Below are 20,820 nucleotides of genomic sequence, written 5' to 3'. Positions count from 1 at the left end.
TCAACCCCCGATGCCCAAGTCGCCGAGTAGCCGAGAAACGACATCGTTCACCGTGCGCTGCCGCAGTGCACGCTGCTCGCGAATGTCGGGATCCCCATCATCGCCCTCGATCTCGAATCGCGCGACCGCAACCGGTCCCTCGCGAAGGTAGCCTTCATCCGCTTTGGGGTCGCAAAATCGCTTCTGAAGGATAGCCAGCGTGTCGCCGATGATTCCGGCGTGCTTGCTAGTCAGGGCATCCTTGAATTTAGCGATAGCGCCGTACAGCCCGCCCTCGCCATGCTCGAGACAATAGACAAGGTCATGGGCGTCCTTGCCCTCGCGACGATGGTCGAAGGCGAACGCCTTCAGGCAGCTGAACGATACGATGTTCGCGTAAGGTATCGTTTCGGTCGCTCGCCCTTTCTGACCAAGGAGATCGGCTGTCACCTCCATACGATCATGGAAATCGAAAACGAGCGATGCGTGAGGAATGTTGACGGCCGAGATGTTTCCCTCGGTCGGCAGCTCTTGCAGCGCACCGCCTTTCACTTTCGGGTCGTCGGCCAGGAATTCGAGAATGACCGTGACCCCGTGGTCGGTCTTGGTCTTCCAGCGCCAATTGACCTTCACGCCTTTGTCGTTTTCCGCGCGCTCGAACCCCATCCGCTTGAGGTTCTCCTCAAGCGTACGATAGGCTTCGGTGTCCGCGAGAACGGCAAGATCAACGACGACGTCGATATCACCCGTGCCGGCATGGGCCGGAACGGCCGGCGGCCGGGCCGTCACCAGATAGCGCGGCGTCAGACCGCCGACCAGGAACACCGAATTTCGCCACGGTCCGAGACCGCTGAAGAGCGTGACAAGCACACGCTCGCAGTCCCGCGTGACCTCCTGGCTGTAGTCGACGAGAAACTGCGGCTTGGACATCATGCCTCCAGTTTCTCGGCACGAAGATGCTGCGCCAGTTCCTTGGCCCGGCCTCCCGCTTGCAGCAAGTCAAGATAGGTTTGGAGCGGATCGGCAACCCACAGATCATCGATCCTCTGGCGAAATCGCAGTTCGTCGTCGGACTTCAACTCGTGAACGCCAAAATTCCAGCCGTCCCGGACGGGACGTGCCTCGATAGCGTCCAGCACGGCATGCATCGCCCGACCAGCAGGAATGCGACAGGAAACCTGGGACGCGCTCGACAGGTAAGGAGCATGGATTTGCCCGGCTGAGATGCCGGTGAGCTCGTAAGGAACGCCTTCGACCTGGCATGCATGATCAAGCCGACGTTGCAGGTCCGGAGGCGTCGTCGAACGGACGTAGTAGTGCCGCACGGCGTTCGGTTTAACTGAGCCTTGATAGGTCGACCAGGCGTCCAGCAGAGCACGGGGGTTGACCAACCGGCGCTCTTTCGAGGGACCAGCGCCGCGCACCTCGACCCACTCCCGGCGCTCGACAGCGATCAAGGTTTCCGACGCCGTCGCGGGCGACACACCGGCCCGCTCCGCGAGTTCATGGACGCCGAACCAATCCGATTTGGCGACCCAGACAGCGTGCAGGACCTGGGCACGTCGGCCAGCGAACAGGTTGTTCAGTGAGCGGGACTGTTTCCTCGATGCCGGCTTGTCGACACGCAGGTAAAGCCCCCTCGCTGCGATGAACAGACTCCCGCTGGAGTCGAAATAGCCAATTCGTTCCTTGCGGAGCAGCTGACGGGCGCCTGGCGAAATAGTCTCGGCCATAAGAACGGGCACAACCGGATCGGCACCGACATCGTGGTGGGCGAGATAGTTCCTGAGCTGCCAGATTGCCTCACGGGCATCCCGAGGAAAGAGCGATAGCTTGGCCTCGACAATGAGCCGATAGGGCTCGCCGTCCGGGCTCATTTCCATCATGAAGTCCGGTCGATACGAGCCTCGCGCGCCCTCCGGCTCCCGCAGAATGTGGGGCGCGGCACCGGCGATTTCGGTCAGGGCCTCGGCAAAATTCTCAATGAGTGCTTCGACCGTCTGTTCTTCCATCGTCATTTTCTGCGCAGCGAATAACATGAAATTATCGCATATTCGACGTCGAGTCAATATTTGCTGCGCAGTGAAATTGTTCATCGGAAAGAGCTGAGACCCCTTCCGCCCTTCGTACAGGTCGCATCAGGCAGGCGTGATCGGCTTTTCCGGCACGCTCGCAGAACGAACAGGCGGACACCACCACACGGGATCAGTACGCGAAGAATGGATCATTCTTCTGATCCGCGCGGCAAGTCTCGAACTTCGTTGATTTCGTCCAACGGCTCTCTGGCGCCTTGTTCTTGTCCGACCCTATGGACCAGGTGGGAATCGCTGCAATAAACCGCTTTTCGAGGACGATCTTGCGACCGACAGCCTTTTCGGCAGCGGACAGAGCTTTGTCGAAGGCGGCTGTGGCAGCATCGGTGTCGGAAAACACGCCCCATAGGGTCGTGTTTGTCAAACGGAAGAGCTTTGACGTGGCATGAAACACGTAAAGCAGCCCTTCCGCCTCAGCACAATCGACGAACTCTTCCCATTGCTTGCTAGCTCCGTCCTTGAAGTCATAAGTAACAAGATAGTCTGCCAAAATACGCCCTCCCCGGTTAATCGTTGCATATGGTGTTGCGATTCGTGCGATCCAAGAGCGGTCGATCAATCTCAACGCAATCGCTAGCAAGGAGGAGCCTCGACACCATGGACGGCCCGCTCGCACTGGAAATCTTCGAAGACGGTGGCGTCTTCCGGCACGGCGAGAACCACGAAGAGGTCGTCGAAAAACTGGATGAAGCTCTCGAGCAGCGCGAGGCTGGACGGATCACGCCGGCGAAATATCTCAAGACACTCAAAACGCCTGGTCGAGCATTAGCCGCACTTCATTGACGGCTACGCCCATCTCGGAAGCGCCTTGATGGAAGAGGGCAAGCCGAAGCTCGCGCTTCAGGCGCGCTTGCGCGGCCTCGAAGTAGGCGAAAGCGCCATTCCTTCGGGTTTCACGGGGCCAATCGAATGGGGGATTCTGGAGAACCGTCCCTTTCTCCGTGCCGCCCAGGGCTCAATGTTGTGCCAACTTCGGCTTGGTCAACGTCGTAAGGCGCTAGCGCTCATGGAAAAGATCCTCGCATGGAATCCCAACGACAATCAGGGCATTCGCCACCTGATCGGCTCGGAATATCTGCGCGCTGGTGAGCTAGAGAAAGCCGACCGCATCTTTGCGGATGAGGCTGCCCACTATCCACCCTATCATTATGAGCGCGCCTTGCTGCAGCTCCGTGCCGGACAACCCGTCTCCGCCGCGACCAGCCTGCGTCACGGCTTTGTTGCGAACGGCTATATCGCCGAAATCCTATGTGGCAATCCCGACCCGATGCCGCTCGCGATCTGGCACGGCTCGAACCTCGCCGCACCAGAAATCGCCCGCGAATATCTGGAGCATTACGGCGGCCTCTGGCAGCAAACGCCGGGGGCCATTGCCTTTGCGCGCTGGATGCACGCGCACCGAAAGTGTTGATCGAGCGCGCCGGCATCCTGGAATGTCAGGGGGCGCTACTGTGGGAGTTTGACCCCATCCGCCGCCGCAAGATCCTCGATCGCGAGAATGCTGGGCGAATTCGGATTAACAACGCCCTGTCGAAAGAGATCGTCCAGAGCCGCGCCGACCGCCACGGTCGACAGGTCGCACCGTGGCTCCATCAAGCGGCGCACCGGCCGCACCGCTGACGCCTCCTTTGGAACGTTGCCTAACCGCCGTCCAGCGAGTCGCCATCGGGGTCGTTTTCCGCGTTGTTGGCAAAAGTTGTCGGCATCTGTCCGGCTAACAGCTTCTCCTTAGAGAGCAGGCCGGCATCCTCGAGCGCCTCGAAATCTGCGCAGCGTGTCGAGCCCAAACTCCAGCAAGAACGCTTTCGTGGTGACGTAGGTGTAAGGAGCGCCGGGCGACGGACTGCGCGGACCGGACGCGATCAGACCGGCACCCCGCAGATGACCAATAAAATCGCGACTGATCTCCTTGCCGAAGAAAGACGACAACTCGGCGTGGGTGATCGGCTGGAAGTACGCCACACATCAGCACGAGCACCTCTGACTGCGTGAGGTCGGCAGCGCGCTCGTTACCCCCGATTGCACTGCGGATGGCGTCGGCATACGCCGCCCTGGTCAGATGTTTCCAGCCGCCGGCGACAGCGACCTGGTCATAGGGTCACCCTCTGACCAGGCTTCCAAATTACACACGCGGGAGTGTCTACAACAACTCAATACTGAGAGCTTCGCGCGATTGTGAATCGTCTTGCAGCCGCGTAACAAACGGTGTAACAAAGAGCGCGAAAAGTCGAATGTTTTCATGGCGATAGGCGTGAAATCGAAAGACGCCGGTCCGCCAAACCATTCTGGGCCTAGTTTATCGGCCAGAACCAGAGCACCTAGAGGGCCGAACATCTAGGGGCTCCTAACGCCTATTGCTCCACCGTGCCATGATTCTCCGACGCCTACCAGCCGTTGGCTTCCTTCGAGATCGGGCGAAGACATCAGCGACCACCCGAGTTTCTGTTGCGGCGGGAAGCACACGTCAAAACCCGAGTGGTCGTCTCATCCGGGCTCGCGTTCCGTGGCGGACACCAGCCCTCACGCCCAAACTGACTCGGTTGGATGGGGAACCGCTGTCGCTGGGAAGGCGTACCCCATTGAGCATTTCTGCACGACAACAAGCAACACGGCCGGCTTTGGCGTCGCCGTTAGCTCCGGCGAATCCGAACTCTATACCAGCGTCGATGTTTGGAGGACGCTGTGAATCGTTCAGGCGGGGCTCGAAAAAGCGCACGAAGACGCGGGATAATGATCCTGGCCGACGAGGCTACGTTCATCTGGCCCACGATGGCAAATCTATCCTAGTGGAAGTCAATCTTTTTTGGCAGTTGCGCGGTGTGGCTTTTCAGACTGATCAGCGCAGGCGTGTCGATTTTCGACGCTATGCGCCGGGCGAGTTCCCGCAGTTCGAAAAAGCCGTCAATACTCATCAGGCTCAACGGTGTGCCCGACGAAGTGTCCCACCGCAAAGGTTCTTTGTCTTGCCTGTACGAAGATCCGTTCATCTCGCAAATGGCGTCATAAATCGCCTGTGCGATCGACATTTCGGCACGGATACGCTCTGCGTCTTTTTGGCTATTCACGAGAATTTTCCCCCAAACCCGCGATCCCCCTTAGCCGGTTTCATTGGGCACCGCTAGATCACGCGGATGTGACACGTCGGATAAAATCGATTGTATGGCGGAGGGAGCCACGCCAGACTTGCGGGGTTGAATGGGCACTATTGCCACCACGCGCCGTGATTGATTGTTCGATTTCTGATTGATTATTTTTCAAAGGAATCTGTGGGGCAAGAATGAAACAAACACCCAAGGTCCTCTTATCCGCAGACGGCAAGCGACGCGTAGTCTTCTATGAAAACGATAATGGTCTTTTTCAATGGAGAGAACAGGGGTTCATTCCTCCAGACCCAGACCTCGGTCACCCGGGCCCCGAATGGGGACCCACCAACCATATCCCATCTGGATATTTTGCGCGGCTCGACGTGGCTGAGGGAGAAGCACGCAAGATCGTCGGTTGGCCAGGCGATGCCGACACAATCGGCAAACCAGTCGAATATGCCCATGTCGCGACTTATTATTTGCGTGCCCTGCAGGATCTCGATCCCGGCGCCGGTAAGGGCGAGAAAAATTATCAGTCTTGCCCTGCGCTCTGGCCAACCGAGCCGATGGCCGTCAACACGACGAATGCTGCGGCGTGATTGAGCTTGTCATCATGAGAGGTGAAGCCGAAACCAAAATTCTGCAGAAGCCACACCGGTGAGAGCGCGAGCACGAGGACACCGGCCAGTGTGACCAGAAAAGCAGCCCTTGCCGCGATGGGAAAAGATCTCGCACGCAACAAATGGGGTCACTCCTTTTATCAGAACCTAGAAGGCCGGTACTTCGAACATAGCGATCCGCATGTAGCGGCACATTGGGGAACAGAGTCCGTTGCCGCAGAGGGCCGGGCAAAAGCAAAATTGGGATCTAGCTAGCCCTCCGCGTTCAGGCGTCAACCACTCGATAGCTGAGCCGCTCACGTGCGATGGCGGCGCCTTTCTCTCGGTGTCTTCGCCTTTCTTAGCGAGGTCTCTACGCTGTGCGATCAACAGACGGATCCATCGGCGCACGGGTATTATGTCTCCTCATCACCGAAGCCCAATAGCGAAGCGCTGCGTATATATTGTGCTCGCCACGGAGGTGCTTGACGCGCAGCTTGACCTCCCCCGGCTGCACCCACTGGGTCGCGGGTCGCTTCTTGACACTCTGGGCTGCGTGCTGCTGGACGCGCTTCACTGGCGACTGGGAACGTAACATGATCATTTTATTAAATTAGCAATGATGCATGAACGGGCGTATGATCCGCTCCAGCTGGGGGCGAACGCTCTTAGCCGGTACGGCGATTTCCATGTGTTCGAACGTGTAGCTCGCAAGGGAGCCCTTCATCACCTCGTCGCCTGCGAAGACGCCACTCAAGGATTGCGCCAGGGCAGTCAACTTTCCGCCAGCATCCTTCATAGTGGATGAACCCTCATCCATCCCGTCGAGACAGGCTTTCAGCCGAGCAGCCTGTTCCCTCGTTTCATCAAGGTGCAGACGCATTCGATCGCTGAGTTCCGGATAGTTCTCAATACGGCTTAGCTGCCCGTTCAACATTGTTTCGGCCTGCTCTTCCATGGCATGAGCGTCCCGAAGCCATTGCACCAGCCATTCTCGCGACTCTGACATTTGAAATCTCCTTTGTGACAAAAGAGAACTGCCGAACTGTGAGATTGTTCCTAGTGAAGCGGGCCTAGGTCTTCTCGCCCTTGAAATGCTTCACACAGCCTTGACGCACGGCTGAACGGCCCTGCGAAGCTACGCGTTTTTTGATGTCCTTAGATGCCGGTCTGACATGCTCCTGACTCCCTTCCAGTGATTGGGCCGGCAGTCGGAAACAAACCCGGAGCGCTACTCACGGGACCGTAGCACCCCCTCCTCCTTGGCAGCAGCCTCGAAGGCCTGACGGATATCCATCGGGGTCGCCCGGTTCTCAAACGCGTCAACGCAGGCCTGGACCGCCTCCTCCACTTAGGTCCACGCTTGGACCACTTCATGAGTTCCTCGGCTGCACCCTCTAGGTGGTTTACTCCGTAGGCCCGGTCGGTCTTGACGTACACCGGCGGGGAGAACCAATAGGTAACCATTAGGGGAATGTAGGGCGGCTATAGAGCTTCGTCGCCTCTGGCCTTACCAATCGCCTCGAGTAATTAAGCTAGGGTTGGCTTAGCTCTGTGTCGACTGGCCCAAACAGCTTCTGTACATGACGACGATTGTCTTCGGTTCCGATCAACTCCCGAACGGCGTCTGCAAGGGACTTATGCCCAGCTATGTCGCGCTTTATCATGTCGGCCGAGGTTCCCCGCCTTTTGCGTAACCCGCAGATCAGGGAATGGTTGCATTAGGGGAACAAATGCAGGTCCACGTCGGTTAAAGACTTGCAGCGGTCGATCCGTCTCGGTGCAGCCACTGTCGAGGTCCGTCGCCAATTCCTCTCGGTGGCGGACCTCCAAAGTTATAGCGGGACTAAAAAGTAGGCCCAATCTCGCGCTCCAGGGCGACGCGGGCCTTCCGTAACGAGACGAGCAGCCGCTCCAGTAGGCCTTTCCAATTCGGATACTAGGCCGAAACGCCGGTCGTGCTCAACGATCCGGTCCTGTATCGACACTACGGTTTCATAACGAGCTACAAGGCTCGTGAGGACTTCCTGATGATCGGAGGTCATACGCTGCCCGTTCTGGGCAGGGAGCGGGCATCAAGCTTAAGGCGTTCATGAAGAACGGTCTCATCGAACTCGCCGTCCGAGAACAGTGCCATTACGCTCACGCTCAGGCGCTCCGCCTGCATGCTACTAACGGAGATACCTGCCTCGGCGCAGACACGATCAAAGACCTGCTTCAACAAAGCCAGGTCGCTGGGATAGTCAATGCCACTCATTGAGCTGGTGTTACTGACCATAGCTGTTCCTCCCATTAGGGCGGAAGCGTGGCCGTCGCTCAACGGCGATGCCCATGATGTAAATCGCCGATGGAAGCAGACTACTCCGATTCATGCGGAGAGTCTGGGAAAGGGCTGCTAGAGTTCTGCTCACCGAAGTCGCGCCTCCCGAGACAGAACCCAAGCAGCGATCCTTGGGTCAATTCCTAAAGAAATCAAGAGTTGGAAACGTACCAAACAGAGGATGGGGATGTTTGGTATTCAGTGAGGCGCTTTCTATGGACACGCTCAAGTGGCTTCTCAGCTGCTGAACTGCGGCATGCACTAAATCGCCACCTGTGTCCCGATCTCGACGACGCGTCCGGTCGGGATCTGGAAATATTCCGTTGCGTCGGCCGCCGTGCGCGCCAGCCCGATGAACAGCTTGTCCTGCCAGACCGGCATGCCGGAATTGGGCGAGGCCTTGAGCGAGCGCCGCGACAGGAAGAAGAGGTCGTCATGATGTCGAACTTCCAGCCCTGCTTGCGGCAGATCGCCAGCGCGCGCGGGATATTGGGCTGCTCCATATAGCCGAAGGTCAGCGTCACCCGCATGAACAGCTCGTTGATCGTTTCCATCTTGACCCGGTCACTGTCGGGCACGACGGGTTGTTGCGCCGTCACCACCGAGAGGATGACATTCTGTTCGTGCAGCACCTTGTAGTGCTTCAGGCTGTGCATCAACGCGGTCGGCGCGCTGGCGGGATCGCTGGTCAGGAACACGGCCGTACCGGACATCAGCTGCGGTTTCCTCTTCAACAGATTGCCTGCAAGGGAATCGAGCGGAATCTCGTTCCTGCGCGTCTTGTCGAATAGATACCTGGTGCCTCTTATCCAAGTCCACATGGTCATCACGATCACTGCGGCAATGGCAAGCGAGGCCCAGCCGCCTTCGAATACCTTGACGATGTTGGCGGCAAAGAAGCCGGTATCGACGAAGGCGAACACCGCCATCAAGGCGATCGCGACGCCGAGCGGCCATTTCCAGATGCGCGTCATGACGACATAAAGCAGTATGTTCGTCACCAGCATGTTGCCTGTCACCGAAATGCCGTAGGCCGAGGCAAGCTTGCTGGATTCGCCAAAGCCGACCACCAGCAGCATCACCACGAGCGCCAGTAGCATGTTGACGCGCGGCATATAGATCTGGCCGGATTGTCTTTCCGACGTATGCAGGATTTCCAGGCGCGGCAGCATGTTGAGCTGCACTGCTTGCCTGGTCAGCGAGAAAGCGCCGGAGATTACCGCCTGGCTGGCGATCACGGTCGCCGCCGTCGCCAGCACCACCATCGGGATAAGCATCCAGCCTTCGTTCATCTCGAAGAAGGGATGACCGACGACACCGCCATTCGCCAGCACGAAGGCGCCTTGCCCGACATAGTTGAGCAACAGGCAAGGAAACACGATGGCCAGCCAGGCAAGCACGATCGGCTTGCGCCCGAAATGGCCGAGGTCGGCATAGAGCGCCTCAGCGCCGGTGACGGCGAGAAAAACCGCACCAACCGTGACGAAGGCGACTTCGGGCGAGTTGATCAGGAATGACACGATATAATGCGGGCTGATTGCCAGCAGGATTTCCGGGTCGTCCATGATGTGGTTGAGGCCGGAAAGGCCGATGGCCAGGAACCACAGCGCGGTAACGGGCCCGAACACCAATCCTACGCCGCCGGTGCCAAACCGCTGTACCGCAAACACGACCGCCAGAATGGCCAGTGTCAGCGGCACCACATAGGGCTGGAATGTCGGCGTGACGACATTCATACCTTCGACCGCCGACAGCACCGAGATCGCCGGCGTAATGACTGCGTCGCCGAAAAAAAGCGCCGCGCCGACAATGCCGATGCCGAGGATCACCGCCGAGCGCGTCGGGAAACTGTTGCGCGCCAGCGCCATCAGCGACAGCACCCCGCCCTCGCCGCGATTGTCGGCACGGAGCACGAACATGATGTATTTGATGGTGACGGTGATCGTCAGCGACCAGATGATCAGCGAGAGTACGCCGAGGATTTCGCCACGGTTGGCGACGTTGCCATCGGCCGATGCGTGCAACGCCTCTCGGAATGCATAGATCGGGCTGGTGCCGATATCGCCGTAAACCACGCCCAACGCGCCCAGCATCAGCACCTTGGTGCTGTGCTGCTCGACCTCAGAATGGCTCGATTGTTCGACAGGTTCTGCCTCTTTACCAGCATTGGTAAGGGCCATGGACGACACTCCGATAAGCGGGCGGTGCTCTACGCTTGCTGCACTGCAATATCAAGTGCCGTCACGTAATGTCTGCGTCTCGGTATTGCCTATCGCTCGTCGGCTTCGCAGACTCGTCAGCGCCGAAGCGGCTTGGGAATTTTTGCGAGACTATGCTGAAGCTCCGGGAGCAACGCTGCCCCGAGCCAGTATCGGATTTTTGAGACTGCCCGCATAGTGGAATAGTTTGGCTGCCCTTCGCCGCAAACCTACTCGAGCTCCGCGCAGCCGGTATCGCTCGGTCGTGTTATAGCGCGGCCGACGGGCACCTTTTCAGCCTTTTGCCTGAGCTGGCGGAACTCTGAGACATTGACGTCGGTGGAATCGCCCCAGACCTCGCTCAATAGAAATTGGTGGGTGAGAACCTTGCCGGCTTGCTGTACCAGGCTGAGCGGTGCGGCGGAGCGCCAGTTCCCTACGCCCTCAGGTTACCCCGCGAGAAGTAATTCTTGATGGCGCGGTGGCGGTGCTGGGGATATTGACCTTGCCTTCCTCGAGCCGCTTGATTAGGTCGATGCTCGGGCGCGCGAGCTCAGATGCCGAGAGCTTAAATTAACGCTGTAGCCGTGTAACAGACTGTGTAACAAATGCCGCGAAAAGCTCAATATTTTCAAGGACGTAAGCGTCAAGTCGAAAGACGCTCTCTCCGCCAACTATCGTCCTATCCAGCTGAAAACGTTTGGCTTTACGGCTTGGTTGTAATCTTTCCCCATTTCCTTCCCCACTATGCCCCTCCGAGCAGGTACCTGCCCTTCGATTGCCTGCGAAGCCTGTGGAACCTACCCACCACCCCCGCGGTAGACCGGTCGGCTTCTAGCAAAGATGCAGACTAACCTCTGCAAAGGGTGATCAAAAATTTTGCTAAAAAATAAGGATGCCGACGCGCTGCAGCAATCGCCCGCGCTCGCCGCTTCGAATAGCTGGGCATGGTCTTGCTTCAGTTCCGGGAGCCGTGAAGCTTTCAGCGGAGCGTATGCTCAGGCGGTCGTGGCGCCGAGCCCGTCGGAGACTTGGAAGCCGTCTGTGTTACCGCCGCCCGGGGAAGCCGAGGTGTGTGGAGCGGTCAGGTTGGCTCTGATACCGGTTTGGGCGTCCCCTAAGCCGCGCACTCCCTAGCTCTGTCCGCATTTCCGTGTATCTCAGGTGTGAGGGGCGACCTGTGCGCCGCCCCTCACTCTGGGTTAGAAGATGAAGTCTGAATCGGTTATGAGAGCTGCTGCCTTCGCACCCACTGACACGTCGAGGTCGATTGTGCCGGCGTCGTCGCTGAAACCGATGAGGGTTCCGGCAGAACCGTCGATGACCTTTACTACCATGCCCTCGGCGGATATTTCGTTGGCGTCGAGGTAATCGAGAGCCGACTGTGCTGAGTTGAAATCGACACCTTGCAGAAACGAGGTGGCGTGGGTGTCCCTTAGGTCGAACTTGTCTTGGCCGTGCTTGAAATCTGTTATCGTGTCCTTTACCCAGTCGTGGAAGATGAAGGTGTCGTTGCCGCCTCCTCCTGTCAAGGTATCACTCCCGGAATCTCCGAAGACGGGATCACCCCCGTCGATGATATCGTTGCCGGCACCGCCGTCGATGGTGTCGTTCCCGAGGTAACCGAATATGGTGTCGTTGCCTTTGTCGCCGAATAGGATGTTATCCCGGCCGGATGGAAGGAATTCATCACCGTAGATGATGTCGTCACCGGCACCGCCGTGAATGATGTCGGTGCCGTTACTATTGAGGGGTCTGCCGCCGTCGCCGCGAATGGTGTCGTTGCCGGCACCGCCGTAGATGGTGTCGTTACCCTCGCCGCCGCCGATGATGTCGTTCCCGGCCCCACCGTTGAGGATGCCGTTCCCACGACCGTCCCTGATAGTGTCGTTCCCGGCCCCGCCGTTGACGGTGTCGTCACCGGGAGAGGAGTGACCTCCGCTGTCATCGCTGCTGCTGATGGAGTCATCGCCAGCCCCACCGTTCAAGATGTCATTACCGTCACTGCCACTGATAGTGTCGTTGCCGTCACCGCCGTTGATGGTGTCGTCGCCGAGACCGCCGCTGAGGGAGTCATCCCCGGCCCCGCCGTGCAGGAAATCGTTGCCGAGGCCACTGAAAAAAAGGTTGCCGAAGTCGTCACCGATCATTCGGTCTGAGAAGTTCGAACCGAACCAGATACCGGTGTACGTGAAATCTGTTGTCACCGCGGTCCCGCCGGCGAAATAAGCGCCCTCGTCGGTGACTGTCGCGCTCGGCGGGACGTTCTCTTCGAGTTGGACTCTGTGTGCTTTCAGGTTCAGGTCGACACTTGCCGCCGACAGCGAGAAATCCGGGCCGACTGGTACTAACACTGGCTTTGCCATGAAATAGTCCTCCCAACCCGCACACCATGATCGCGTGCGTTTAGAGCACTATAATGCGTGGAAAGGTTAGTGGATATAGAGGACAATGTCCTGCGGTGGATCCAGAAGGCGTAGTACTTATGGAGTATTCTGGCGTCACGTCAATGGACGACAGTTGGTCAAAGAAAATCACCTATTTACAATAGGTTGGTGGACATCAGAAGACGATGGAGGACATAAGTATGGAGGACGCTCTCTCCGCCAACTGACTTCCATGAAAGTCGTTATTTTTCAAAAACTTCGTTATAGACCTTGACCGCCGGAGTCACTGCGTGAGGCACTTGTGGCCCATTGCCATTGCCTTGTAGGTCCCCTTCAGATCGACGACAAAGGCTCCCTTGGTTTCCGGAAACACGGTCATTTTATATTTCTTCGCTACGTCGCGCTTGAACTTCGGGTCGTCTGTCAAGATGTAGCCGCCAGAGTATCCGCCCTTGAGTTCGCCGCTCGTGCTAGTGGCCACACCACGATAGAGATGGCCGTCAATGGAGACGAAGATGTCCGACTTGGTCCCGTTCTGAAGGCCGATATCCTCTTTGGTGAACACGCCAAGATAGCCGACCTCCCGATTTGCGGTAACACCCATTTGCACCGAACTTGGGCCATCTGAGTGCACGATCAAGCAATCACCGCGGGTTTGATTGGCATAGACGGTCCAGCCCTCGACGTCGTCCCCGTAGCGGACAAGCACATCGCTGGCCTTTGGAAGGGGGCTTTGATCTTGTGCGTAGGCTGCCATCGCAGTCGAAAGTGCTACTGACGTTGCCGCGATGCGTGTCATGTATTTTCGCATTGCTATTCCCCTTGTGTGCAGGCTGAATTGTTCTTTGGCTACGGGCACCATTTGCTCCAGAGGCTGCTGTCCTCTTGCGGGGCGATGGGATATGACGGCTGTGAGTGACCTTGGCCGATCGGCTCACGTCAGGGAACGTAACTAACTGTAACCTACGGGCTAGTACTGGCCCAGCGCAATGCAAACCGTTCAGTCCGCGACGCTAAAATGGCCGTTGGCATCTCATACGAACGCCACCTAAGGGTCGATGTCTTGGTATCTGACTACGTTCGCTAAAACGCCCGCAACGACGGCAGGATGCCCGGGTTTGATCCCATTGCAGCCGTTCTCTGAGAGAAGGTTTGCGAAAAGCCATGACCCGAAAGCAAAATCCATCCGATCCGTTCAATAGCTTATCCCGCCGTCAAACACGGCCAGCTACAATGATCGACAGCCGTAACGTTTGAGGCCACCGGATTCGACAGGCTGTCGCGGAATGCCTTTAACCAGCTCTATTGCTGCACCAGTTCGAACTCGCCCGGCTTCCAGGTCTTGTCGAACCAGGACTCCAGCGGGCCATAGAGGCGAAGAAGGACGTTCCAGCCCTTGCCGGGAACTGTCTGGACCCAGTTGGCCTCATGGCCTTCCGGCGCTGTCGGACCGAACCAGACATCGACCGAGGAGTCCGCGTTGATCACAATGTCTTTCTTGTCGCTGCCGATGCTGGGGAATTGCTGGTCCGTCTGCAGCATCGAACGCGTTTGATTGTCATACGCAACGAACGACCAGAATTCTTTTGCCGGAATGTTTGGCGGCAGGTGGATCTTATAGGTCTTGCCGCCATCGAACGGTTTGCCGTCCTTGTCGGTGGTGGCGCCGGCGTATTGCGAACCGATGCCGACGCGCTTTATCGCCATGGCCGGCGTGATACCCGTGGCATAGTAGTGGAACAGGACACGGGCATCCAGATAGCGAACGCCCGGCTGCAGAAGAAACTCGTAGTTGCCGCCGACAAAGCCGGTGAACCAGGCACTGTCCGGATAATAATAGGCGTCCTTCATGCGGGTCTTGAATGTGATGGTGCGCGCCGTCGCATTGCCGACGGCGACGGCTTCGGTGAGGATCTTCTTCATCCGCTCGTCGGGTGCGAAGGGTTTGCCCTTTTCGATGCCGATGGCGGCGAGCTGTCCGAGCACTTCCGGGTGATAGGCCTCGTTCGGCTCGTACTGGACGATGTCGTTAACTTCCTCGAAGAAGTGAAAATCATTGGCATGGATCGTGTTGTACTCCTTGCCCGAGGTGTTGATGATCTTCATCGGCGGCGGATTGCCGGCTTCCGAAAGGGGATAAACCTTGGCGAATTTCTTGGTGTTTTCGACCGCGGTTGCAGTGCTGCCGTTTTCGAGGAAGCCGCGCCAGAAGAACAGGTTTCCGTAAGTCGAGGTTCGAAACACGAAATAGCCTTCGGGTATCTCGCCCTGATAACCCGGCGGCAAAAGCAGGTATTTTCCACCCTTGCCCTTGTCCGGGCCGGCATTGCCGACATCGCCGACATATTGGAACCAGTGATTGTCGATCATGCCCAGGATATTGGGCGGCGTCTCGATGACCAGCGGACCGGCCTTGGTATCCAGCCACATCAGATTGTAGATGCTTTCGGTGTTGCCGGTGAGGAACAACGAATGCGAATCCATCAGGTTTTCGAAGATCAGAATGGTCTGATTGTTGTCGGCGCCCTGGCTAGCCAATCCAACCCGCAGGGCTTCAACCGACGCGCCGGGCATGGCGTTGAGAAAAGCGTCGACGCCGCGCATGAAATCGAGATTGTCGTAGATCTTCTCCGAGGTGGCGTCATCCGGGAAGCCATCGAAAAAGTTCAACTTGCCAAGCCTGGTGTCCACACTCTCCGGCGTGACGATCGAATCCGGTATCGGCGTCGTCATTTTCATCTTCGGCGCTTCGGCGGAAGCGGTGCCCAAGCCTATCAGGACCACCGCGGCGGTGGCGCAAAGCATTCTCGTCGTGCGTATCATAACTCTCTCCTCATCGACATCTCAGCATGGTCGGGATAATTCACGGTCGGGATAATTATTGCGCCACATTGATACCGGGCGGCTGCCAGCTGCCTTCGCCGGCCGGCAGAATTGAAGGCGCTTCCGTCTTCGGCCAGTACAGGCGCATCACGAGATAGATCGTGCCATCGGGAGCAGGCAGCCAGTTAGCTTCCTTATCCGTGCCGGGGCTGTCTTTCTGGATATAGAGGGTGAGCGAGCCATCCTCGTTCTTCTTCATGCCGGACAACATCGGCGAGTTGATGAGATAGCGGTTGATCGGGTTCTTGATCAGGAACTGGCTCTTGCCGTCATACATCGTTACCGACCAGAAGGAATTCACTGGCGGGAGTTGCCCGGCGGGAAAGGTGAGAGTGTAGTTGTGCTTGCTGCCGTCGAGCGGTTCCCCGGTGGCATCCGTTCTGGTGAAGGGGTACATGGCCTCTGCTGCATCGTTGCCATAGAGGCCTGCCTTTGCAGCTCCGGCCCGCAGCAACCAATCGCCGTTGTAGAAGGCCTCGTCGCCAAGAAGCGAGCTGACGTTCCAGCCGTTGATGGGCTTGTTTCCGCTGGCCAGCCATTTGTTGATTTTATCGTCACCTTGCTTCATGCCGATCAGCATTTCGGCTTTGTGTTCGAGCGATAGGTCCTTCAACTCGAAGGTTTTGCCGGGACCGATGCCAATCTTCGCTAGTTTCGCGCGAATATCCTTGTCCCGTGGCGTCTCGGGGACGAATTGCAGGGCCGCATCGAGATATTGGAAGAAGTTCTCCTTGATCCCGGCAGTGGTGGCAGGAAGGAACTCGATCGTCGGTGCGGCGGGCGGGGCGGGTTTTTTTAGAAACGCGGAAAGCGGCTGCGCCTTGTAGCCGGCCTGCACCTTTTCCACGTTCGGCATATCTTCGGCGTTGATGAGCTGGGTCCGAAAGTTGGCAAATACGAACGGGGTGGTCGAGGAAAAGACTTGGCTGATGCCGACGGGCTTCTCGCCTTTCCAGTCGGGTCCGACAACGAGATAGGAACCCGGGTCGTTTCCCGTGGCGCGCGAGCCGATATAGCCAAAATTGTAGGTGTTGCCGTCGATCAACTGAACCGAGTAGTAGCGCTCCTTCTCCACCGCCGGCACCGAGATCACCATCGGCTCGGCGCGCAAATCCAGCCATAGGATCGAGTAAGGAGTGTCGCTGTTGGGGGTGATGATTGCCGTGTCCGCCGGGGAGGCGACTTGATGCATGTTGTTGATTTCGTTGAACGGCGCCTTGAATTGGCTGGACTTCGGGTCGACGGCGAATTCATTCATCACGGCATAGTTCATCACGAGCGGCAGGCCGTAGATGAAGCCTTCCTCGGCGATGTCCTTTGCCTCGATGATGCCGGGGTAGCTCTGCGCCATCAGCAGGCTTGGGTTCGCAATCGCGGCGCCAGCGGCAATCGCCGCGACCGAGCGAAGTAAATCTCGCTTTGTCAACATTTGCCGTACTCCTTTATCATTCGATCAGTTTTCGAGTTCGTGTATTTCACAATTCTTTTCGTCAGTTCGCGCCGGCAGGCGGCGCCGGTGTTCTCATTTTTTTGGGTCTTGGCGAGCTCCCGCGCGTCGTCCTGTGCTGACGCTGCGATAGCAAGGCTGGGACAAAATGGATGACGCTCGCAGGCGCCGACTAATCAGCCGTTCGGGCGCGGCTTCACGAGCCCCTCCTTGTCCTGCAGTGCGGTTCCGACTTCCTCGGTCAACCTGCTTATCAATTCTTGCCACTCGGCCCCCCTCGTCTCACGCAATTCCACCGCAACGGTGTAGACCTTCGACAATGCGTCTTCCGCTTCAGCAAGTTCTTCGCACATGTCACAAAAAGCTTCGCTTCGGTCCATCAACCGACGGATCAAGAATTCGGACTGCGGGAACCGTCGTGCTGCCGCTGAAAATGCGCTCTCTCTGCCCTTTAGTCTGGTACTCGCTGCCATTGCGCCACCCGCTGTCAAAGCAGCCTAGGCTCGGCATTCGTGGCGTTCCAGCAGCAGTGTGTAAGTTACGTGGCCGCCACGTAATTGCGATGTGGCGGGACCTGCTATCAATCCTGCGGGTCCAGTTACGTCGCCGTCCATGGGGACTAGCAGCCGCTCCCCCGACCGAGGTGCCGCTGACCCTGTGCGGCGCCCTGTGGTGGGATCCCGCCCATTGCGCGTGACCTGTTGCGTCGCGAGGTCGCAAACGACCGTCATTTCGTCGCGAATTGATTCTATCCCCTATGGCGCAAGGGTTTGCGAATTACGGTGACAGTGCACTTTTTGCCATGTTTGCTCGGCTGTCGCTGTGTGTAAATTGAACGCGTGGCTCGACTTGCATTGCCGCGCCGCCGATGTCGGCATCTGCGTGGCCGATGGGTAGCGAAGCACGTCTGGACCGGATTGCCGAGCAAACCGGAAAAGCCGTGACATCGCGAAAACGCGGCAGGCGGGCGGCCCGGCAGCCTATTGGGGGTGACCGGCCGGCTACCGGGCCTAACCGGCTTGCGCCGGCTGATGAAAACATGCGCTTACGCTAATGTAATTGCAACATCGAGATGCCGGTGCGTCCAGCGAGGTTGACGATCTGGACTCCCGCCCCAAAGAGATGGTGGGCTGGTTGGCGCCGCCACGTAGGTCTTGTAGAACAAACGCGTCAGCACGGCGTCCTGCCATGCCTTCATCAGCGGCCGCGCCGAAACGCGCTAACCAAAACGCTGCAGGTGATCGACAAGGGCGCGCAGCTTTGGCGCTACGTTGCGACGGCTCGGATAATAGAGGTAGAAGCCGGCAAAGCGCGGGCAATAATCCTCGAGAACCGGCACCAGCTCGCCCCGATCGATCCACGGGCGAAAGCTCTCTTCCATGCCGAAGGTGATGCCGGCGCCGGCGATGGCGAGCTTAATCATCAACGCCATGTCGTTGGTCGTGATCTCCGGCGCAACGGCGACGCTGAACTCCTTGCCGTTCTCGGCGAATTCCCAGCGATAGGGCGCGACCTTCGGTGCGCGGCGCCAGCCAATGCAGCGATGGCCCGCGAGCTCCCTCGGATGCGAAGGCGCCCCGAACCGATCGCGATAGGCCGGCGCGCAGACGGCCAGCTGCCGCTCGTCACCGGCGACAGACACCGCGATCATATCCTGCTCGATCACCTCGCCGAGCCTGACGCCGGCATCGTATCCTTCTGCCACGATATCGAATTCCTCGTCCGTCACCGTGATGTCGATCTGGACCTCCGGATTGGCTTCGGCAAAGGTCGCCAGGAACGGCCCTGAAAGAAAGCGCTCGGCGATCGACGAGACGGCAAGCCGCAACTGCCCGCGCGGACGCCCGCGAAGGTCCCCGGTGGTCTCGATTGCGGCGCGCATGTCGGCAATGGCCGGCGCTATCTCGGCGTAGAGGCTTTCGCCAGCCTCGGTCAGGCTGACGCTTCGCGTCGTGCGCTGGACAAGCGCGATACCGAGCGTCTCTTCCAGCCGCTTCATCGTCTGGCTCACCGCTGAGCGGGTGACGCCCATGCGGTCCGCAGCCGCGCGAAAGCTCCGCTCCTCGGCGACGAGGGCGAACACCGCGAGCGCATTGAGATCCGGCTGCATTGGTTAGCTGTGCTTTCCGCCCTGGGAAGGAATGGTCGTCTTATCGCAACAGTGAAACAGATCCATCTTCGTGGCAACCGCTGCATGGCGGTTCGCAAGATCAACCAGATGGAGACGAAACATGTCCCTCAACAAAGTCGTGCTCATCACCGGGGCTTCGAGCGGCATTGGCGCCGCCATCGCCCGCGAGCTCGGTGCTGCCGGAGCAAAGGTCATGCTCGGTGCGCGCCGCACCGATCGGCTGGACGCGCTCGCGGAAGAGATCAGGGCAAAGGGCGGAGAGGCAATGACACGCCGTCTGGACGTGACCGACCGCGCCGATGTCGCCGCCTTTGCCGATGCGGCGCGCCGGGCCTGGGGACGCGTCGACGTGATCGTCAACAATGCCGGCGTCATGCCGTTGTCGCTGATGGCCTCGATGAAGATCGATGAGTGGGACCGAATGGTCGACGTCAACATCAAGGGCGTGCTCTACGGCATCGCCGCGGTGCTGCCGGAGATGACGGCCCGAGGCTCCGGCCATGTCATCAACATCGCCTCCATCGGCGCGCTTTCGGTGTCGCCGACAGCCGCTGTCTATTGCGCAACCAAATACGCGGTCCGCGCCATCTCCGATGGTCTGCGGCAGGAGCACGACAACATCCGCGTCACCTGCATCCATCCCGGCGTGGTCGAGAGCGAGCTCGCCGACACGATCACCGATCCGGTGGCGGCGGAAGCGATGAAGACCTATCGCGCCATTGCGCTGCAGCCCGACGCGATCGGCCGCGCCGTGCGCTTTGCCATCGAACAGCCGGACGATGTCGATGTGAACGAGATCGTCATCCGGCCGACAGCCAACAAATAGGGAGGCAAAAATGGATTCCCGTTTTCACAGCTCGTGCATCGCGATTGGCGCCGCGTTGCTGCTCGGTGCGGTTCCTCAAACCGCCAAATCGCAGACGATGGAAGAGCGGCTGCGCGGCGACGCTGTCGTCAGGAGCCTGAACAGTGGCGCTCCGCAACCGACGCTGGAACGCATGAGACAGGAGTTTCCGTTTCTGGCCGCAGCAACCCAGGGCTATGCGCTCGGCGACGTCTGGTCCCGCCCGGGGCTCGACAGCCGCACACGCCAACTCGCCGCCGTCGCGGTATTCGCAGCCATGGGTGAGGCCGCCTTCATGAAAGTTCATGCCGGCTATGCGCTGAATATCGGCGTGTCCGAGGGTGAGCTGAAGGAAGTCATCTACATGGTGACGGTTCCGGCCGGATTTCCCCGCGCGATCGCAGCATCGCAAGCGCTCTCCGAGCTGTTCGCCGAGCGTCGCGCCGCTCCCGGCAAACAACCCTGAGGAGCTGTCCCATGAAACAGGTTTCGATGCTTGCCGCTGCCATGCTTCTTGCCGGCGCGGCCGTCCTACCGGCACAGAAAGGTCTCACCCAGATGAATATCGAGCAAACCACAGCTACCCAGGTTTCGGAAAGCCACCCCTATGTCGGGATGTGGGTCACGGCCGATGGCCATATCCGTCACAACTTGCTTCCAAACGGTCGTTATGACGAAGCGCGCGGAAACCGTGAGAGCGCATACCAGGGGCGCTATGAGATCCGGGGCAACCACATCGACTACTGGGACGACACCGGCTTTACCGCCGATGGCGAATTTATTGACGGCGTGCTGCACCACGCAGGTATGATCTTGTACCGGAAGAAGTAGGTGACGTTCGTCGAATCTCGATAAA

The 20,820-nt window shown here is 58.6% G+C and carries 19 protein-coding genes and 4 pseudogenes; 7 read left to right on the top strand and 16 right to left on the bottom strand.

The features are described from left to right. From EOC94_RS25720 to EOC94_RS25710, 3 genes are all read right to left on the bottom strand, one after another. Positions 1-804, bottom strand: coding sequence for an antitoxin (locus tag EOC94_RS25720; protein WP_245465650.1), 804 nt, complete (start codon positions 802-804; stop codon positions 1-3). Positions 805-908: 104 nt separating this feature from the next. After that, positions 909-2,018: a hypothetical protein gene (locus tag EOC94_RS25715; protein WP_245465649.1), complete on the bottom strand. Its 1,110-nt coding sequence runs from the start codon at positions 2,016-2,018 to the stop codon at positions 909-911. Positions 2,019-2,184: 166 nt separating this feature from the next. After that, a complete protein-coding gene (locus tag EOC94_RS25710) occupies positions 2,185-2,562 on the bottom strand; it encodes a hypothetical protein (protein WP_127294269.1) in 378 nt (125 codons plus the stop codon). Between the two features lie 107 nt (positions 2,563-2,669). On the opposite strand from EOC94_RS25710, the gene EOC94_RS34380 reads away from it, so the two are divergent. From EOC94_RS34380 to EOC94_RS34370, 3 genes are read left to right on the top strand one after another with little or no spacing between them, the layout of a single operon-like run. Further along, positions 2,670-2,855, top strand: coding sequence for a hypothetical protein (locus tag EOC94_RS34380; protein ID WP_210212096.1), 186 nt, complete (start codon positions 2,670-2,672; stop codon positions 2,853-2,855). Positions 2,856-2,883: 28 nt separating this feature from the next. Beyond that, the gene (locus EOC94_RS34375; RefSeq protein ID WP_210212095.1) at positions 2,884-3,483 is read left to right on the top strand and encodes a hypothetical protein; all 600 of its coding nucleotides are present in this window, start codon (positions 2,884-2,886) and stop codon (positions 3,481-3,483) included. Continuing rightward, on the top strand, positions 3,477-3,692 hold the full coding sequence (locus EOC94_RS34370) for a hypothetical protein (protein WP_210212094.1): 216 nt from the start codon (positions 3,477-3,479) through the stop codon (positions 3,690-3,692). Before EOC94_RS34375 ends, EOC94_RS34370 begins: the two co-directional genes overlap by 7 nt. A gap of 20 nt (positions 3,693-3,712) precedes the next feature. On the opposite strand, the pseudogene EOC94_RS25700 reads toward EOC94_RS34370, so the two are convergent. Together EOC94_RS25700 and EOC94_RS25695 are read right to left on the bottom strand one after the other, a co-directional pair. Next, a pseudogene (locus tag EOC94_RS25700) lies at positions 3,713-4,182 on the bottom strand (SMC-Scp complex subunit ScpB); the annotation flags it as partial. Positions 4,183-4,855: 673 nt separating this feature from the next. Beyond that, positions 4,856-5,137: a hypothetical protein gene (locus EOC94_RS25695; protein WP_127294267.1), complete on the bottom strand. Its 282-nt coding sequence runs from the start codon at positions 5,135-5,137 to the stop codon at positions 4,856-4,858. A 212-nt stretch (positions 5,138-5,349) separates the two neighbouring features. Between EOC94_RS25695 and EOC94_RS34185 the strand changes: the two genes are divergently transcribed. Beyond that, a complete protein-coding gene (locus tag EOC94_RS34185) occupies positions 5,350-5,754 on the top strand; it encodes a hypothetical protein (RefSeq protein ID WP_185928327.1) in 405 nt (134 codons plus the stop codon). Between the two features lie 679 nt (positions 5,755-6,433). On the opposite strand, the pseudogene EOC94_RS25685 reads toward EOC94_RS34185, so the two are convergent. From EOC94_RS25685 to EOC94_RS25635, 11 genes and pseudogenes are all read right to left on the bottom strand, one after another. Further along, a pseudogene (locus EOC94_RS25685) lies at positions 6,434-6,763 on the bottom strand (DUF892 family protein); the annotation flags it as partial. A gap of 222 nt (positions 6,764-6,985) precedes the next feature. Next, positions 6,986-7,105, bottom strand: a complete 120-nt coding sequence (locus EOC94_RS34715) for a DUF982 domain-containing protein (RefSeq protein WP_245465648.1) — start codon at positions 7,103-7,105, stop codon at positions 6,986-6,988. 690 nt (positions 7,106-7,795) lie between these two features. Continuing rightward, on the bottom strand, positions 7,796-8,032 hold the full coding sequence (locus tag EOC94_RS25675; RefSeq protein ID WP_127294263.1) for a hypothetical protein: 237 nt from the start codon (positions 8,030-8,032) through the stop codon (positions 7,796-7,798). A 303-nt stretch (positions 8,033-8,335) separates the two neighbouring features. After that, positions 8,336-10,182, bottom strand: a pseudogene (locus EOC94_RS25670) (potassium transporter Kup); the annotation flags it as partial. Between the two features lie 333 nt (positions 10,183-10,515). Further along, positions 10,516-10,679 (bottom strand): annotated as a pseudogene (locus tag EOC94_RS34710) (helix-turn-helix domain-containing protein); the annotation flags it as partial. Positions 10,680-11,474: 795 nt separating this feature from the next. After that, positions 11,475-12,638, bottom strand: a complete 1,164-nt coding sequence (locus EOC94_RS35135) for a calcium-binding protein (protein ID WP_126104919.1) — start codon at positions 12,636-12,638, stop codon at positions 11,475-11,477. Positions 12,639-12,942: 304 nt separating this feature from the next. Then, positions 12,943-13,470, bottom strand: coding sequence for a hypothetical protein (locus EOC94_RS25655; protein ID WP_095488462.1), 528 nt, complete (start codon positions 13,468-13,470; stop codon positions 12,943-12,945). A gap of 491 nt (positions 13,471-13,961) precedes the next feature. Continuing rightward, the gene (locus EOC94_RS25650) at positions 13,962-15,482 is read right to left on the bottom strand and encodes a DUF1254 domain-containing protein (RefSeq protein WP_127294261.1); all 1,521 of its coding nucleotides are present in this window, start codon (positions 15,480-15,482) and stop codon (positions 13,962-13,964) included. A gap of 55 nt (positions 15,483-15,537) precedes the next feature. Continuing rightward, positions 15,538-16,971 (bottom strand): DUF1254 domain-containing protein, encoded by a 1,434-nt coding sequence (locus tag EOC94_RS25645; RefSeq protein ID WP_127294259.1) that lies wholly within the window; start codon positions 16,969-16,971, stop codon positions 15,538-15,540. A gap of 194 nt (positions 16,972-17,165) precedes the next feature. Then, positions 17,166-17,462 carry a hypothetical protein gene (locus EOC94_RS25640; protein ID WP_126104914.1) on the bottom strand — a complete coding sequence of 99 codons (297 nt, stop codon included), beginning with the start codon at positions 17,460-17,462 and terminating at the stop codon, positions 17,166-17,168. Between the two features lie 746 nt (positions 17,463-18,208). Next, complete coding sequence (locus EOC94_RS25635) at positions 18,209-19,099, bottom strand: LysR family transcriptional regulator (RefSeq protein WP_127294257.1); 891 nt, start codon at positions 19,097-19,099, stop codon at positions 18,209-18,211. Between the two features lie 121 nt (positions 19,100-19,220). Here EOC94_RS25635 and EOC94_RS25630 point away from each other — a divergent pair, with 121 nt between their 5' ends. The 3 genes from EOC94_RS25630 (at position 19,221) to EOC94_RS25620 (ending at position 20,795) form a co-directional block, all read left to right on the top strand. After that, positions 19,221-19,946, top strand: coding sequence for an SDR family oxidoreductase (locus EOC94_RS25630; protein WP_127294255.1), 726 nt, complete (start codon positions 19,221-19,223; stop codon positions 19,944-19,946). Between the two features lie 97 nt (positions 19,947-20,043). Continuing rightward, on the top strand, positions 20,044-20,430 hold the full coding sequence (locus EOC94_RS25625; protein ID WP_245465656.1) for a carboxymuconolactone decarboxylase family protein: 387 nt from the start codon (positions 20,044-20,046) through the stop codon (positions 20,428-20,430). Between the two features lie 11 nt (positions 20,431-20,441). Beyond that, a complete protein-coding gene (locus EOC94_RS25620) occupies positions 20,442-20,795 on the top strand; it encodes an Atu4866 domain-containing protein (RefSeq protein ID WP_127294251.1) in 354 nt (117 codons plus the stop codon). Positions 20,796-20,820: the final 25 nt, after the last annotated feature.

Source organism: Mesorhizobium sp. M6A.T.Ce.TU.016.01.1.1 (genome assembly GCF_003997065.1).
GTDB lineage: Bacteria > Pseudomonadota > Alphaproteobacteria > Rhizobiales > Rhizobiaceae > Mesorhizobium > Mesorhizobium mediterraneum.
Note: the sequence above shows the minus strand (reverse complement) of the source record. Positions and strands in the feature narration are given on the sequence as shown.